This window comes from Kangiella shandongensis, from assembly GCF_020005365.1.
Lineage (GTDB): Bacteria > Pseudomonadota > Gammaproteobacteria > Enterobacterales > Kangiellaceae > Kangiella > Kangiella shandongensis.
On the sequence record NZ_JACNML010000007.1, the window covers coordinates 37781 to 51978 of the forward strand.

The window sequence follows — 14198 nt, forward strand, 5'->3', positions numbered from 1 at the left end:
AAATGATTCATTATATGGTCAATGCCTGGCTGGATAAGCGACCAGCTAAGCTCGAGCTGATAGAGCAGGAGACGGGGGAAGTCATTGGCCGTTGGCAGGGATGTGATTTACAACGACTGTTTAATAGCGGGCTCATCAGTTATCAGGAGCTGGCTTCAAGCAATCAGGCGAAGATCAAGCAACTGGTGAAGGCGCTAATTTTAGAGCTCACCTGTGAAGAGTTGTGTGGGCGTTGCCTTTATGAAGGCTAGTTAGTCCTTGTTGAGTTCAATAGTACGGGTCAATTCTTCAACAAAAGGTGCGCTGGCCTGTGCATGATTGGCTCGGTTTACCAGATGACAAAAGAGTTCAGCGGTCTTCGTCGCGTCATACAACGCCGAGTGTGCTTCTTTCTGGCTAAACTCAATATCGGCACGCTTACAGGCTTGCGCCAGAACCGTATGTCCCAGCATCAAAGCGGATAAGGAAGCAGTATCGAAACTGGTAAAAGGATGGAAAGGACTGCGCTTGATATTGGTTCGCTCTACAGCGGCATTGAGAAAGCTTTGATCAAACCAGGCATTGTGACCAACCAGCACACATCGATTGCACCCGGCTTCTTTTTGTTCCGCTCGCAGGCCCTTAAAAATATCTTTAAGCGCGTCTTTTTCATTGACCGCGTTGCGCAGTGGGTTATCGGGATCGATACCGGTAAATTCTAAAGCGCGTTGTTCGATATTGGCACCTGCAAACGGTTCAATATTGAAATGATAGCTTTTATGCAGTTCAAGCTGGCCCTGCGCGTTATAGCATGTGGTTACAGCAGCAATCTCTAGCAATGCGTCAGTTTGCGCATTAAAACCACCAGTCTCAACGTCAACAACGACAGGGTAAAATCCGCGGAAGCGATCTTTCAGGGCCAAATTTATCATCAAAAATCCTAACGATTAGTTTTTCGTCTTTAACTTCCATTGTAAGGTTTCATCGGCGCGGAAAGGCACCAAATGATCGTTACCCAGGCAAATGCTGCTTGGAATTTTCCACTCCTCTTTGACCAGCGTAATTTTCTGCTCGTTGCGTGGTAGACCGTAGAAGTCAGGGCCGTAGAAGCTGGCGAAAGCTTCTAACTTATCCAGTTTCCCCATCATTTCAAAGGCTTCCGCATAAAGCTCAATCGCGGCATATGCCGTATAGACGCCGGCACAGCCACAGGCCGCTTCTTTCTTGCTCTTGGCGTGCGGTGCACTGTCCGTGCCCAGGAAGAACTTTGGTGAACCTGAGGTCGCTGCAACCAACAACGCCGCCTGATGCTCCTGACGCTTTAAAATTGGCAAGCAGTATAGGTGTGGGCGGATGCCGCCAACCAACATGTCGTTGCGATTCAATAATAAGTGATGCGCTGTAATAGTTGCTGCGACGTTCGGGCCCTGTTCATTAACAAATTCTACGGCGTCTTTGGTTGTAATGTGCTCCAGTACAACCTTGAGCTGCGGGAACTTTTCGACGACAGGACGAAGCTTGGTATCGATAAACACTTTCTCGCGGTCAAAAATATCGATATCACCGTCAGTCACCTCACCGTGAACCAACAACGGCATGCCCACTTCGGCCATCTTTTCAAACACAGGATAAGCATTTTCGATATCCGTTAAGCCGGAATCAGAGTTGGTCGTAGCGCCCGCAGGATAAAGCTTACAGGCCTTCACAAAACCGCTTTCTACTGCGGCTTCAATATCTTCAACGCTGGTGTTATCCGTTAGATAAAGAGTCATTAAAGGTTCAAAGTCCATGCGCTCAGAAGCGTGACGCAGAATGGCTTGGCGGTAATCGTCGGCTTCCTCAACATTGGTCACGGGTGGAACCAGGTTCGGCATGACGATAGCGCGGGCGAATTGCTTTGCGGCATCTTTTACCGTGTGCTGTAACGCGGCGCCAGAGCGAAGGTGGATGTGCCAATCATCTGGGCGGGTAATCGTTAATGTTTGCATACGTAATCTCGGTGTTATGTCGTTTTGCCATGAATAAAGCAGAAATGACTGTTTACCTGATGGACTCTTTACTTAATACAGTGGCGCGCTATTATACGCAAGTCCAAACAGTAACTAAACCCTCGAAACTGTAAGAAGCGGTAACTGAGGTGATCAGGAGGAATCGTGAGATTATTACATACCATGCTACGCGTTGGCGATTTAGACAAATCGGTTAAGTTTTATTGTGACATTATGGGCATGGAGCTACTGCGCAAGCACGACTACGAATCAGGGCGTTTTACCCTGGCGTTTTTGGGTTATGGCCCGGAAAAAGATAATACGGTATTGGAGCTGACCTGGAACTGGGATACGGACTCTTATGAAAAAGGCGAGGGCTTTGGTCATATCGCAATTGCCGTGGATGATGTTTATAAAGCCTGTGAGAAAATTCGTGATGCTGGTGGCGTTATTGTGCGCGAACCGGGTCCGATGAAGCATGGTACGACCGTGTTAGCGTTTGTCGAAGATCCGGACGGCTACAAGATTGAGCTGTTAGAAGACCGCCATAACGCCTAGTACTCCATATTTGAAATATGGGAGTGTGAGTCGGTCATTCCTGCCTTCGCGGGAATGACGAGTAGAATTTAAAGGTTTATTAATTTAATAAAAAGAGAAGACCATGAGCGAAGAACAAACCGTAAACAAAGTTGGCATGCCGAAAGGCGTTAAAACGGTATTAGTGATTAATCTGATCATTATTGTGGTGGTCGGCTGGACATTATTTAATATGTACACGGAGACTGGGGCAGAGATATTGATTGCTTTTGCCAGTTGGTCTTTGTTCGGTACCTTGCTATTTGGACAACTGGTGTTGCTGGCGAAAATGAGTAAAGCCTGGGGCATGCTCAGAGCACTAATCTGGGTTGTCGCATTATTACAGGCGCTGACAACCATGGTTTTAACCAAAGACTTTTTGTCCTTATGGGGAGCTCTGGCGGTCATCGGCTCCTTGTTTGTGGTTGTTTATTTAATTGGCTTAAGAGGTTATCTCAATAGCGATAACTTCAAAAGCTGGTTCGGGAGTTAAAATAAACTTTAAAAGGAAACATTATGAAAAAATTAGTATTAGGATTAACACTTTTAGGTCTGGTCGGGATGGCGTCAGCGGAAGAAGCAATTTCCGAGAGCCATAAAAATGCAGCTCTTGAGTTACTTGAAGTGATGGAGATGGGTGAGCAGTTTTCGGATGCTCTGGAGGCAGGAATCGATACGCAACTCCAGGCAAACCCAGGTTTAATGCGCTATCGGCAAACATTTCTTGATTTTTATGATCAGTACGTCAAATGGGAAGAGGTCAAAGGCCGTTTTGCGCAAATTTATGCTGAAAACTTTACTGAGGCAGAAATCAAAAAAATTACTGAATTCTATCGAACCGACGTTGGTCAGAAGGTTGCACTGAAAACAACAAAGATGATGGAAGACGGAATGAAACTTGGCGAGCAGCTGGTGATGGAGAATCAGTCAGAGCTTATTAGAATGATGCAGGAAGCCGACGCGAAATAAGTTTATAGGATGGGGTTACCCAAAGGGGCAGCCCCACCCTATGATAAAACACTTATTAAAAAATCTAATCAAAACTCCTTCTCCCCATACAAAATATCCTGCGAATCTTCCTTGATATAGGTCAATACCGCGCTAAGATAAAGGCACACCATTTGTCATGGCTTTGTAATGAACTCTTATGTCAAAGAGTGGCCTATGATTAAAGGAGGTAATTGATGGAGTTCCTCGATCCTGTGCTGCTGGCGCGGGTACAATTTGCGTTTACCATCGCATTTCATATCGTCTTTCCTGGCCTGTCCATTGGCCTTGCTGCTTATCTTACCGTTCTCGAAGCCCTCTGGCTTAAAACCCATAAAACAATTTACCTGACCGCTTTTAAATACTGGCTGAAAATATTCTCCATCATTTTTGGTATGGGCGTGGTTTCTGGCGTGGTTATGAGTTATCAGATAGGCACCAACTGGAGTGTCTTTTCCGATAAAACCGGACCGGTGTTAGGGCCGCTGATGGGCTATGAGGTACTTTCTGCTTTCTTCCTCGAAGCTGGCTTTTTAGGTGTCATGTTGTTCGGTATGAATAAGGTGGGTAAAAAGCTCCACTTCTTCTCTACCTTAATGGTCTCGGTTGGTACTCTGATGTCCGCTTTCTGGATTCTCAGTGTAAACAGCTGGATGCAAACGCCAGCCGGTTATGCGTATAACGAGGTGGGGCAGTTCATTGCAAAAGACTGGTTTGAAGTGGTCTTTAATCCCTCGTTTCCGTACCGCTTTGCGCATATGGTGACAGCTGCATTTTTAAGCACGGCATTTCTTGTCGGCGGTGTTGCCGCGTGGCATTTGCTGAAAGAGCGCAAAGAAAAAGTTAAGAATGATGCGGCACGATTGATGTTTTCTATGGCAATGTGGATGGCGGCTTTTGTCGCACCAATTCAATTATTCATTGGCGACATGCATGGTTTGAACACTCTCGAACACCAGCCAGCAAAAGTAGCGGCGATGGAGGGGAATTACCAAACACAAAAAGGCGCGCCGCTATTGCTCTTCGGTATTCCCAATGACGAAGAAGAGCGCGTCGATTATGCCATCGGTATTCCTAAAATGGCGAGTTTTATCCTAACCCATGACTTTGACGGGGAGCTGGTCGGTCTCGATCAGTTTGCCAAAGAAGATAGACCCAATGTGAAGTGGGTGTTCTATAGTTTCCGTGTCATGGTCGCGATTGGCATGGGCATGATCGCTATCGGACTATTCAGTTTGTTTTTACGTTGGCGAGGCAGGCTGTACGACAATCGTTTTATTCAAAAAGTCGCGGTGTGCTTTGCTCCGGCGGGAATCGTCGCCACCATTGCCGGCTGGATCGTGACCGAAGTCGGGCGTCAGCCATACACGGTATACGGTTTGCTGCGAACCTATGATTCTCATTCCCCCTTGGATGCCCCGGCAGTCGCCGCGTCGTTAGCCATTTTTGTTGTGGTTTATTTTTTGGTCTTTGGTACTGGCATCGTTTATACCTTGCGCCTGATGCGAGTGCGTCCGGGTGAGAAAGGGGATGTGGCACAAGAAGAAACCAAAGTCAGTACGCCGGTGACAGTATCCAGCCGTTTGCCACAGGACTCGAATAACAGCTCAGAGGAGGATGCCAGATGATCGATTTTGCATTAATTTGGGCTGGCTTAATTGCCTTTGCGGTGCTGGCTTACATTATCCTCGATGGTTTTGATTTAGGCATCGGTATCATGTTTCCTTTGCTAAAGAAAAAGGAAGACAAGGAAACGGCGATGAATACTATCGCTCCTATCTGGGATGGTAATGAAACCTGGTTGGTATTAGGCGGTGGGGGGCTTTATGCCGTATTTCCGCTGGCCTATTCGGTTATTCTACCAGCGCTATACATGCCAATCATTTTGATGTTGCTGGGTCTAGTTTTTCGTGGTGTCGCTTTTGAGTTTCACTGGCGTGCCCGCAAGTCACAACATCTTTGGGACAAAGGCTTTGCCATCGGTTCACTGGTCGCCGCTTTGTGTCAGGGCATTGCGCTTGGTGCTTTGGTGCAGGGGATTACCGTCGAAGGACGAGCTTATGCCGGCGGTTGGTGGGACTGGTTAACACCATTTAGCTTGACCACGGGTGTTGCTTTGGTGGTGGGGTATGTTTTGCTGGGTTCTACTTGGCTCAATATGAAAACCACCGGCAATCTGCAGCGACTGGCGCGAAATATTGCCAAGCTGGCTGGCGTGGCGACCTTCGGCTTTATCGGCCTGATCAGCTTATGGATGGTATTTATTGAACAGCAATATTTACACCGCTGGTTTGATGCACCGAATATCTATTACTTATTTGTGGTGCCTGTGCTGGTCTTTATCGTCGGTGTCAGCCTGTATATTTGCTTGAAAAAGGAGCGTGATACCAGCCCGTTTCTTTTATCTATATCTTTGTTCCTGTTGAGTTATATCGGTCTGATTATCAGTTTCTTTCCCAACATAGTGCCGCCATCGATCAGCGTGTGGCAGGCCGCAGCCCCGGATTCCAGCCTCAAGTTTCTGTTGGTTGGCGCAGCATTCTTGATCCCAATTATCCTTGCTTACACCACTTATGCTTATTGGGTTTTCCGCGGTAAAGTGAAAGAAGGCGAGGCCTATCACTAATGACTCAAGAGCAAGAACCGAACAATAAACCAGGGTGGCAGAAAGCCCTCTGGTTTGTTGGCCTGTGGTTAGCTGGTGTATTGGCTTTAGCGGCGATAGGGTTGGTCATTCGTCTGTTCCTGGGTTAGCCCTGTTTCTATTAGGTTCTTCGAAGCGTTTTCTCTACTACAAGCAGATACAATAATCGCTTAGACAAAGCTGATATGCTTTGCTATATTTTCGGCGCGCTTATATTTGGAAACTATAAAATTAATTAAGAAGGAGATATTCAATGAATAACGATAATAGATTTTCAGAATACAAAGTTGTGCATATCACCGAAGGTGGTTGCGGTACCATTCTTTTGGGCTCTTCAGGTTTGCCATTACAAAAAATTGAAGCTGAGCTAAATGCTTTGGCTGCCGAAGGCTGGCAGGTTGTGTTCCAGGTGCTGGAAATGAAACGTTTCTGGTTATTCTGGCAACGCGAAGCCATGATTGTGACCTTGGGGCGTTAATCTCTCATGATAAAGCGACTAGCCATTGCCATGATTACGTTTTATCGTAACACTGGTGGTGGTCAGCGCTGGTTTGGAATTGATTGTAATTTTGAGCCAACCTGTTCAGCATACACCTTAGAATCAATACAAAAGTTTGGAACGCGTAAGGGGATTGCTTTAGGATGGGAGCGAATACGTCGTTGTGGGAAACGTGACTGTATTTGTAAATGTATTGAACCTGTACCGAGGCATTATAAAGATTATAAAGGGGACGTATGTTAAATCAGCAAGAAGTGAATGCCGAAGAGGAAAATCTTCGCTGTCAGGTCAACGCACTAACAGCGGAACACCGTAAAGCTTACTACCGTGAATTTAAGCAAAAAGTTAAAGACCCTGATACTTATGCGGCTTTAAACTGGTTTTTTATTGTCGGTTTGCACCATTTTTATCTAGAAAAGTGGGGGCGAGGGTTGCTAAATATATTGCTTATCATCATTGGTGTCATATTACTTTTCACACCAGTCTTTTGGGGTGGTATTGTCATGATTCTCATCGTTGCAGCTGAAGAGTTATGGTCTTTATTTCGCTCACAGGTGATAGTCAAGGACTGGAATAACCAGTTGTCAGAAGAGATATTAAAGAAGTACCGATAACGCTCTTTATTGTGTCACTCTCGTCATAATTTAAGTTCGTATGAATCAACTAATTGAAAAAAAGGTCGCCTGTCCTTATTGCGGTGAGAGCATCACGGTACTTATCGACGGTTCTGTTCCTTTTCAGGAATATATTGAAGATTGTCAGGTATGCTGTCGCCCAATCGAGTTTACGGTCATTGTAAACGGTGAGGATATTAACCTCACCGTTAACGCAGATTTTTAATTGGGCGTACTCAGTATGAATAAGTCGCTACCACTGGATAGTGATCGGAAAGATCTCGGGTATAGCCATTGTGGAAATAGTCGCCGCTGCATAAAGGCCAGTTACCGTATAAGTAATACCAATACCATGACTCTGTTGCTTTTAGCGGAATGACGCTTTGCTGCGCCGGCTGGCTCGGCTGTAAATGATCCCTATGCGTCATGACATAATCGAGTGTGTCGTTGTAACACATGTCGTAGCCGTAATGATAATTATAGGAGCGCGACATCCAGTTATCTTCCGGGTATGAGCCGGTACCATCAAACTGATACCACAAATTCGTATCCGCATGTTGCAGCATATCGTTCACCTGATCCGCCAGGGCGAAATCCACGTTAAAATCGCCACCAAAAATTAGAGGTTCATTGCTGCTAATATTAAACTGCTGTAACCAGTCATTGATTTCGTCCAATTGATTCATGCGAGTGGTATGTTCATCATCCGCCGACTCATCATGAGTTGCCTGCAGGTGGGTCCCGACCAGATGATAGCGATAACCGTTGATATCAATCTCAGCATAAACCGCGCCCTTGTTGGCCTGATAATCGGCACTGCCGAAAATCGTGTTATAGAAAACATAGGCATGTTGTTCGACGATGGGGTATTTACTGGCGATAACGACACCGCCACGAACCACGGTGACAGCGTTCGAACAGTCACCCTGAATCGAGTCCCAGTCGCCACCGTGACAAACCTGCCCTAGAATCGGCGTGCGATAAGGATACATATCCGCCATGTCGTTGACTGCCGTGTCAGCATAGTCATTAATTACTTCACTGAAAATAATCACGTCGGGCTGTTCGTTCATCGCGCGGATAGCGTCGGGCAGGTGGGCCGCCCGTTGCTGCTGATCCCAATTCCCCGCAATCATAGGCAACTGCATAATATTATAAGCCATGACCTTAATTTCTGGTCGCTCGGCTGACTGCGCTGTGTTAAGCACCAAAGTACTAGCGATAAGCACTAACAATAGGAACCGTTTCATATTACCCCCTTAAGGTTTTAGTTGTGTTCCGTTGATTAAACCAAGTCATAGTTAAAGCGGGCAGGGTGACACTTATAGTGCAAATAAATGACGCTTTTATAACGCTTCTGTGAAATGAGACAGAGTCGATTATTGACTTTCGTTGAGCAGAAGTTAAATATGGACTCCTCTAATTTGGAGCCGTTTGAAGGGAATCTTATGCCTAACCTGAAAAATACATTTGCCGTTATCAAACCAGAACTCGAAGTTGATCAGATTGACGTGACGCCATCTGTCTACAGTGAGCTTGATAAAAACTACAATGATTTTAAAGATCACCAGCTGGTTTCCATATACGAGTTCAGCGACGACTGGGGCAGCTGGGAAAACCACCCCAAAGGCGATGAAATCGTTGTATTGGTCTCCGGTACAGTAACCTTTGTTTTCGATAATGACGGCGAGTACGAAGAAGCGACGTTAAAAGATGAAGGTGATTTCCTGGTAGTACCTAAAAACATATGGCATACCGCCAAAACCAAGGTGCCATCAAAAGTCCTGTTTATAACGCCGGGAGAAGATACACAGCATAAGTAGGTCGAGAGTATTAAGGTACATAGGTGTCGCAAATATGGGTTCGCTTCACATTGCAAACTATACAATTGCAATATCTTGATATTTACTTGGGGTTTATCTAGAATCCTGGTTGTCAGGCCATTATCACAAACAAGGAATTAAAAGGATAGGGAATGGAAAACTCTCCACAGAATAACGCTAATCAAGAGTATGTAGACTTTGTAAGCCCTGTAGACCCCAGCAATAAAACGTTTTTGGGTAAGAAATTAAGAATATCCAAACAAGCAAAGAATACCTTAAAGTGGCTTCCAAGTGACGAACAACGAAAACTTCACAATAAACTGAACAAAGTGGTTGTAGAGGCAATTAACTATAATCAACATAACTCAAAGAAAATTTATTTTGAACTTCCTTTTGCGTTTATTAAATTGTCCATTGATAAGTCACGACCTCCTTATGTAGGAACTATTACTCAGGCTGATATTATCGAGAAACCTAAGCCTTTAAGACCTAAACCACAAGACAAAAGCCACCCTTTAAACTGTGGTACTAGAACCGCCAGAGGGATCGCTAAAAACATTATTGAGACTCACTATGAGTTCGAAAAGTTATTAGAACCTAATCTTTTTTCAGCTGAAGAGTTGGTCGATATGCAGGTTAGACGCATGAGGGAGCACCTTAAGTTTTGCCAACGATCTAACTATCAAAATAAACAGTGGGCTGATGTTTGTTATGGAGCTAAACCCGGTATACTAAATAATGGCTCTGGAGATGAGGTGATTGCCTTATCGGCTATTTTTGGTATATCCGATCAGACAAAGATAATGAGCAAAACTTACTTCAGTGCTGTCAGTCAGACTAGTGTGAAGAAAATATTACATCGGTATGCGGTGGTTATTGGTACCCCTTTTTACGATCAACAACGTAAAGAAAGAAATATTGAGGATGTAGTTAAAAATTTAACATTCACAGAGATGAAGGTATAAAAATCATAACTAGAATGAATCATACTTACCGATCAGACGTCATTATAATTATTGGGAGTGATCTAAATCTTTACAAGTTTTATCGTGATGGAACTTACCAATTTGTAGAATGCGCTAACTAAAATCTAGATACATAGGATACTAAATGACTTTGATAAAACAACTCATAACTCTTTCTGTATTTTCAGTTCTTGTTTCTTGTGGTGGTGAAAGGCTTAAGCCAGCTGAAGACGACACCTTTGATAAGGCAAAAGCATATTCCCTAAAGTATCAAGATGAATATATCGACAGGATGTACTCACTCACAACTCAAGAAAATGGTTTCGTCAAAGAAAGCTTTTATTTTAATCACCCTCAAAAGTTTATCAGTCATAAAAAGTTTGCTGTAAGTCCTTTTAATCAGTTTAAAAGTATCTTAAAGCGCACCCCAAATATAGGGTATGCCGAAGCAACTAACTTACTTCGTGTTAAAACAAAAAACTATTTCGCTGCTGATTGTATTAGTGTAAAAAGATTTTTTAATGACTTAGAAGGCCATGAATTTGAGTATAAAAGAAGCGATTACTCACTAGGTTTTGACTTCCCAACCTATAAATACATTTATAAAGATAATAAGTTCCCTATTACAAAGATTGTGATTACAGCAATAAAAGAGCACCCAGTTGCAGAGCTTAACCAGAAAGCGATTGACGCTATACAAAGCTGTCCACATCCGACAGAACCGCCAAACTTAGTTCAAGATCGTTAAGATACGATATAAGTATATGCATCGTATCCTTTTCATATTTATCACACTTAGCTCGGTAGCTTGCACCGCTAGAAACTCTGTGGTTTTTAATGAATTTGAGGTTAAAGAACTGGCAGATGTTTATTCTGTTAAATATCAGGGAGGCTTTTTCGGTTTTCCACCTATTTTAGTTGTGTTTAAAGAAGGCGGGGTAAGCGAAACCGTTTACTTTCAGGCAGTGGATGGCGAGGTAATTATTGTCAATGCTATTTATGAAAAGAATCCTCGTGAGCAATTTGTAGACATGATAAAAGCGAATAACTTTATTACTTACTCTGAGGCGAAAAAGAATATCGAGGATAAGCGTTACGTTTATCACGATGAAGATTGTCCTAGTATAAAAAAGCGTTTTCAAGTATTGATGCCCTTAGTTTAAACTATAAGCATTCAGTTCCTTATAGTTATAACCCTGATAAGGCTACCTATTCTTATTTCTATGTAGATAAGGGTAACGGTTATACTGCCCACAGATTAAGCACAGCAATAGCAGAACATCCTGTGTCTAAAATATATCGAATAGCTAAACGCGGAATGGAGCAGTGTCCTCATCTCAAAGCACCAAAATATCATGGTAGTAAGTGATATTGATTTCAGCTTTTAAAGTGGTCCTGAGTTTATAGGATGGGTTTACCCAAGGGGCAGACCTTATAACCCGTAACCCATCCTATAATTTTTAATTTTAATCTAGTTGCTATCCTTCGCCCGCAAATTCTGCAAACACTTCTTCGCCAGTCATCATTTTGGTTTTATTGGCGAATTCGTAGTAATCCGGCTTTTCGTCAATAAAGATCTGGGTGGTGAAGTCGGCGTGCTCCAGATCATCAAATAAGCCTGCGGGCATGATGTATTGATTCGCTTCTTTCAGTTTATAGAAGAGGTGAGTGCCACAGTTGGTACAAAAGCCGCGCTCTGCCCAGTCGGAGGAATCAAAGGTCTTAATATTTTCCTGACCTTCGAAGCTGACCTGGGTACCGCAATCCAGTGCCAGTAATGGTCCGCCTGACCATTTACGACACATAGAGCAGTGACAGGAGTCGACATGAGGCTTGGCTTCGGCCACATGGACGCCGACACGTTTGCATAGGCATTTGCCATTTAGGGTGGTGGTTTCTGGTTTTGTTGACATTGCAGACTCCGTTCTGAGATTAATTGGATTGATATAACTCTACGTTACGACAGAGCCATATAAAATCAAGAATTTTTCCTGTGAACCCTTGCATATTCTAGCAATTCACCCATAATCACTCCCTTATCCTAATTTTTCGTGAAAATGCCTGATTTGCCGCTTAATAGAGGGTGTGTGGTGGGCTTTTTGACGTTAAAATACGTTTTTAAGAATATAAAACATGAATAATAAGCCGTTCGTAGGGCTTATATTCGAACAGAGAGATTTGCAATGCCTGTAATTACTTTACCAGATGGTAGTCAGCGAGAATTTGATAAAGCCGTTTCTGTACACGACGTAGCGAGCGATATTGGCCCTGGTTTAGCCAAAGCTGCTTTAGCCGGAAAAGTTGACGGAAAGCTTGTTGATACCAGTTATGTTATGGATTCTGACTCTGAGCTGGCGATCATTACCGATCGTGATGAAGAGGGCTTAGAGATCATTCGTCACTCCACCGCGCACTTGTTGGCGCAAGCGGTGCAACGCCTTTTCGACAATGTTCAGGTAACCATCGGTCCTGTGATCGACAATGGTTTCTACTATGACTTTGCGACCGAGAAGCCGTTTACCGAAGATGACCTGCGTGCCATCGAGAAAGAGATGGAGAAAATCTCAAAGGAGAACCTTGAGGTTGAGCGTACCGTAATGGAACGCGACGACGCAGTGACTTTCTTCCGTAACATGGGTGAGGAATACAAGGCTGAGATTATCGAGTCGATTCCTACGAACGAGGAATTGTCACTATACAAGCAGGGCGACTTTATCGACTTATGTCGAGGCCCACACGTACCGAGCACATCGAAGCTGAAAGCATTTAAGCTGATGAAAGTGGCCGGTGCCTATTGGCGTGGTGATTCGAACAATGAAATGCTACAGCGTATCTACGGTACGGCCTGGACTAACAAGAAAGAGCTGAAAGGCTACTTGAAGCGCTTAGAAGAAGCGGAAAAGCGCGATCACCGTAAAATTGCTAAAGCACTGGACTTATTCCACCTTCAGGAAGAAGCGCCGGGCATGATTTTCTGGCACGACAAAGGCTGGACTATCTACAAGACGCTGGAGCAATATATCCGTGATCGCTTGAAAGAACACGATTATCAGGAAGTGAAGACGCCACAAATCGTCGATCGCAGCCTGTGGGAAAAGTCAGGCCACTGGGATAAGTTCGGCGACGACATGTTTACGCTGGAATCGGACCAGCGTGACTATGCGATTAAGCCGATGAACTGCCCATGCCACGTACAGATTTATAACGCTGGACTAAAGAGCTACCGTGATCTGCCATTGCGTATGGCCGAGTTCGGCTCTTGCCACCGTAACGAGCCGTCGGGCGCGTTACACGGCATCATGCGTCTGCGTAACTTCGTACAGGATGATGCGCACATCTTCTGTACGGAAGATCAGATCCAGGAAGAAGTCTCGAAGTTTATCGAGATGCTGTATGACGTTTATCGTGACTTTGGCTTTAATGATGTTATCGTGAAGTTGTCAACTCGCCCGGAGCAGCGTGTTGGCTCGGATGAAGTTTGGGATAAGGCAGAAGCGGCGCTGGCAGAAGCCTTAAAAGCGAATAATATTGAATTTGAATATCAGCCGGGTGAAGGTGCCTTCTATGGACCAAAGCTTGAGTTCACGTTGAAAGACTGTCTGGAACGCCATTGGCAGTGCGGCACGATTCAGGTCGACTTCTCGATGCCGGGCCGTTTAGGTGCCGAATATGTCGCCGAAAGTGGCGAACGCGAAGTTCCGGTGATGTTACATCGCGCCATTCTGGGATCGTTGGAGCGTTTTATCGGTATTTTAATCGAAGAATACGCCGGAAAGTTCCCTGCTTGGTTAGCGCCAACACAAGCTGTTATCATGAATATTACCGACAAACACGCTGATTTTTGCAAAAAAACAGCAGATTCCTTGAAAAATAAGGGATTTAGGGTAAATTCGGACTTGAGAAATGAGAAGATCGGATTTAAAATTCGCGAGCAGACATTAGCGCGTGTTCCGTTCCTGTTAGTGGTGGGGGACCGCGAAGTTGAAAATAACCAGGTTGCCGTGAGAACTCGTGAAGGCGAGGACTTGGGTAGCATGGATATAGATGCATTCGCAGAACTACTGGAAGCAGCGGTAGCAAAACGCGCCAGAAAAGCGGATGAATCCGAATAATTTTAACCAAT

The 14198-nt window shown here is 44.5% G+C and carries 20 protein-coding genes; 16 read left to right on the forward strand and 4 right to left on the reverse strand.

What is annotated here, in order from left to right:
* The first annotated feature begins 2 nt into the window (after positions 1-2).
* Positions 3-251 (forward strand): hypothetical protein, encoded by a 249-nt coding sequence (locus tag H7708_RS08965; RefSeq protein ID WP_223670328.1) that lies wholly within the window; start codon positions 3-5, stop codon positions 249-251.
* Here H7708_RS08965 and rnt read toward each other — a convergent pair whose 3' ends face one another.
* Together rnt and pyrC are read right to left on the reverse strand one after the other, a co-directional pair.
* Positions 252-911, reverse strand: a complete 660-nt coding sequence (rnt, locus tag H7708_RS08970; RefSeq protein ID WP_223670330.1) for a ribonuclease T — start codon at positions 909-911, stop codon at positions 252-254.
* Positions 912-926: 15 nt separating this feature from the next.
* Positions 927-1967, reverse strand: a complete 1041-nt coding sequence (gene pyrC / locus H7708_RS08975) for a dihydroorotase (protein ID WP_223670332.1) — start codon at positions 1965-1967, stop codon at positions 927-929.
* A gap of 165 nt (positions 1968-2132) precedes the next feature.
* On the opposite strand from pyrC, the gene gloA reads away from it, so the two are divergent.
* The 10 genes from gloA to H7708_RS09025 all read left to right on the forward strand — a co-directional run bounded on the left by gloA (position 2133) and on the right by H7708_RS09025 (position 7513).
* On the forward strand, positions 2133-2525 hold the full coding sequence (gene gloA / locus H7708_RS08980; RefSeq protein WP_223670333.1) for a lactoylglutathione lyase: 393 nt from the start codon (positions 2133-2135) through the stop codon (positions 2523-2525).
* Between the two features lie 103 nt (positions 2526-2628).
* Complete coding sequence (locus H7708_RS08985) at positions 2629-3036, forward strand: hypothetical protein (protein ID WP_223670335.1); 408 nt, start codon at positions 2629-2631, stop codon at positions 3034-3036.
* Between the two features lie 23 nt (positions 3037-3059).
* A complete protein-coding gene (locus H7708_RS08990; RefSeq protein ID WP_223670336.1) occupies positions 3060-3512 on the forward strand; it encodes a DUF2059 domain-containing protein in 453 nt (150 codons plus the stop codon).
* 215 nt (positions 3513-3727) lie between these two features.
* Positions 3728-5158: a cytochrome ubiquinol oxidase subunit I gene (locus H7708_RS08995; protein ID WP_223670338.1), complete on the forward strand. Its 1431-nt coding sequence runs from the start codon at positions 3728-3730 to the stop codon at positions 5156-5158.
* Positions 5155-6156, forward strand: a complete 1002-nt coding sequence (gene cydB, locus H7708_RS09000) for a cytochrome d ubiquinol oxidase subunit II (protein WP_223670340.1) — start codon at positions 5155-5157, stop codon at positions 6154-6156. Before H7708_RS08995 ends, cydB begins: the two co-directional genes overlap by 4 nt.
* Positions 6156-6284 carry a DUF2474 family protein gene (locus H7708_RS09005; RefSeq protein WP_223670342.1) on the forward strand — a complete coding sequence of 43 codons (129 nt, stop codon included), beginning with the start codon at positions 6156-6158 and terminating at the stop codon, positions 6282-6284. Before cydB ends, H7708_RS09005 begins: the two co-directional genes overlap by 1 nt.
* Positions 6285-6427: 143 nt before the next feature.
* Entirely contained in the window at positions 6428-6652 is a 225-nt protein-coding gene (locus tag H7708_RS09010) for a DUF4177 domain-containing protein (protein ID WP_223670343.1), read from the forward strand.
* Between the two features lie 6 nt (positions 6653-6658).
* Entirely contained in the window at positions 6659-6916 is a 258-nt protein-coding gene (gene yidD / locus H7708_RS09015) for a membrane protein insertion efficiency factor YidD (RefSeq protein ID WP_223670345.1), read from the forward strand.
* A complete protein-coding gene (locus H7708_RS09020; RefSeq protein WP_223670347.1) occupies positions 6910-7287 on the forward strand; it encodes a TM2 domain-containing protein in 378 nt (125 codons plus the stop codon). The genes yidD and H7708_RS09020 overlap by 7 nt, the downstream gene beginning before the upstream one ends.
* 40 nt (positions 7288-7327) lie before the next feature.
* Entirely contained in the window at positions 7328-7513 is a 186-nt protein-coding gene (locus H7708_RS09025) for a CPXCG motif-containing cysteine-rich protein (protein ID WP_223670348.1), read from the forward strand.
* 10 nt (positions 7514-7523) lie between these two features.
* Here H7708_RS09025 and H7708_RS09030 read toward each other — a convergent pair whose 3' ends face one another.
* A complete protein-coding gene (locus tag H7708_RS09030) occupies positions 7524-8537 on the reverse strand; it encodes a sphingomyelin phosphodiesterase (RefSeq protein WP_223670350.1) in 1014 nt (337 codons plus the stop codon).
* A 198-nt stretch (positions 8538-8735) separates the two neighbouring features.
* On the opposite strand from H7708_RS09030, the gene H7708_RS09035 reads away from it, so the two are divergent.
* From H7708_RS09035 to H7708_RS09050, 4 genes are all read left to right on the forward strand, one after another.
* Positions 8736-9110, forward strand: coding sequence for a cupin domain-containing protein (locus tag H7708_RS09035; protein ID WP_223670352.1), 375 nt, complete (start codon positions 8736-8738; stop codon positions 9108-9110).
* A gap of 152 nt (positions 9111-9262) precedes the next feature.
* Positions 9263-10075 carry a hypothetical protein gene (locus H7708_RS09040; RefSeq protein WP_223670354.1) on the forward strand — a complete coding sequence of 271 codons (813 nt, stop codon included), beginning with the start codon at positions 9263-9265 and terminating at the stop codon, positions 10073-10075.
* Positions 10076-10220: 145 nt separating this feature from the next.
* Positions 10221-10823, forward strand: coding sequence for a hypothetical protein (locus tag H7708_RS09045; protein ID WP_223670356.1), 603 nt, complete (start codon positions 10221-10223; stop codon positions 10821-10823).
* A gap of 79 nt (positions 10824-10902) precedes the next feature.
* Positions 10903-11238: a hypothetical protein gene (locus H7708_RS09050; protein WP_223670357.1), complete on the forward strand. Its 336-nt coding sequence runs from the start codon at positions 10903-10905 to the stop codon at positions 11236-11238.
* A 315-nt stretch (positions 11239-11553) separates the two neighbouring features.
* On the opposite strand, the gene H7708_RS09055 is transcribed toward H7708_RS09050, so the two are convergent.
* Positions 11554-11988, reverse strand: a complete 435-nt coding sequence (locus H7708_RS09055) for a GFA family protein (protein ID WP_223670359.1) — start codon at positions 11986-11988, stop codon at positions 11554-11556.
* Between the two features lie 270 nt (positions 11989-12258).
* Between H7708_RS09055 and thrS the strand changes: the two genes are divergently transcribed.
* On the forward strand, positions 12259-14187 hold the full coding sequence (gene thrS / locus H7708_RS09060) for a threonine--tRNA ligase (RefSeq protein WP_223670360.1): 1929 nt from the start codon (positions 12259-12261) through the stop codon (positions 14185-14187).
* The last annotated feature ends 11 nt before the right edge of the window (positions 14188-14198 follow it).

What these genes read in the sequence shown, in the direction of transcription:
- H7708_RS08965 (WP_223670328.1), top strand. Translation starts at nt 3, where the DNA reads ATGATTCATTATATGGTCAATGCCTGGCTGGATAAGCGACCAGCTAAG.
- rnt (WP_223670330.1), bottom strand. Translation starts at nt 911, where the DNA reads ATGATAAATTTGGCCCTGAAAGATCGCTTCCGCGGATTTTACCCTGTC.
- pyrC (WP_223670332.1), bottom strand. Translation starts at nt 1,967, where the DNA reads ATGCAAACATTAACGATTACCCGCCCAGATGATTGGCACATCCACCTT.
- H7708_RS08985 (WP_223670335.1), top strand. Translation starts at nt 2,629, where the DNA reads ATGAGCGAAGAACAAACCGTAAACAAAGTTGGCATGCCGAAAGGCGTT.
- H7708_RS08990 (WP_223670336.1), top strand. Translation starts at nt 3,060, where the DNA reads ATGAAAAAATTAGTATTAGGATTAACACTTTTAGGTCTGGTCGGGATG.
- H7708_RS08995 (WP_223670338.1), top strand. Translation starts at nt 3,728, where the DNA reads ATGGAGTTCCTCGATCCTGTGCTGCTGGCGCGGGTACAATTTGCGTTT.
- cydB (WP_223670340.1), top strand. Translation starts at nt 5,155, where the DNA reads ATGATCGATTTTGCATTAATTTGGGCTGGCTTAATTGCCTTTGCGGTG.
- H7708_RS09005 (WP_223670342.1), top strand. Translation starts at nt 6,156, where the DNA reads ATGACTCAAGAGCAAGAACCGAACAATAAACCAGGGTGGCAGAAAGCC.
- H7708_RS09010 (WP_223670343.1), top strand. Translation starts at nt 6,428, where the DNA reads ATGAATAACGATAATAGATTTTCAGAATACAAAGTTGTGCATATCACC.
- yidD (WP_223670345.1), top strand. Translation starts at nt 6,659, where the DNA reads ATGATAAAGCGACTAGCCATTGCCATGATTACGTTTTATCGTAACACT.
- H7708_RS09020 (WP_223670347.1), top strand. Translation starts at nt 6,910, where the DNA reads ATGTTAAATCAGCAAGAAGTGAATGCCGAAGAGGAAAATCTTCGCTGT.
- H7708_RS09025 (WP_223670348.1), top strand. Translation starts at nt 7,328, where the DNA reads ATGAATCAACTAATTGAAAAAAAGGTCGCCTGTCCTTATTGCGGTGAG.
- H7708_RS09030 (WP_223670350.1), bottom strand. Translation starts at nt 8,537, where the DNA reads ATGAAACGGTTCCTATTGTTAGTGCTTATCGCTAGTACTTTGGTGCTT.
- H7708_RS09035 (WP_223670352.1), top strand. Translation starts at nt 8,736, where the DNA reads ATGCCTAACCTGAAAAATACATTTGCCGTTATCAAACCAGAACTCGAA.
- H7708_RS09040 (WP_223670354.1), top strand. Translation starts at nt 9,263, where the DNA reads ATGGAAAACTCTCCACAGAATAACGCTAATCAAGAGTATGTAGACTTT.
- H7708_RS09045 (WP_223670356.1), top strand. Translation starts at nt 10,221, where the DNA reads ATGACTTTGATAAAACAACTCATAACTCTTTCTGTATTTTCAGTTCTT.
- H7708_RS09055 (WP_223670359.1), bottom strand. Translation starts at nt 11,988, where the DNA reads ATGTCAACAAAACCAGAAACCACCACCCTAAATGGCAAATGCCTATGC.
- thrS (WP_223670360.1), top strand. Translation starts at nt 12,259, where the DNA reads ATGCCTGTAATTACTTTACCAGATGGTAGTCAGCGAGAATTTGATAAA.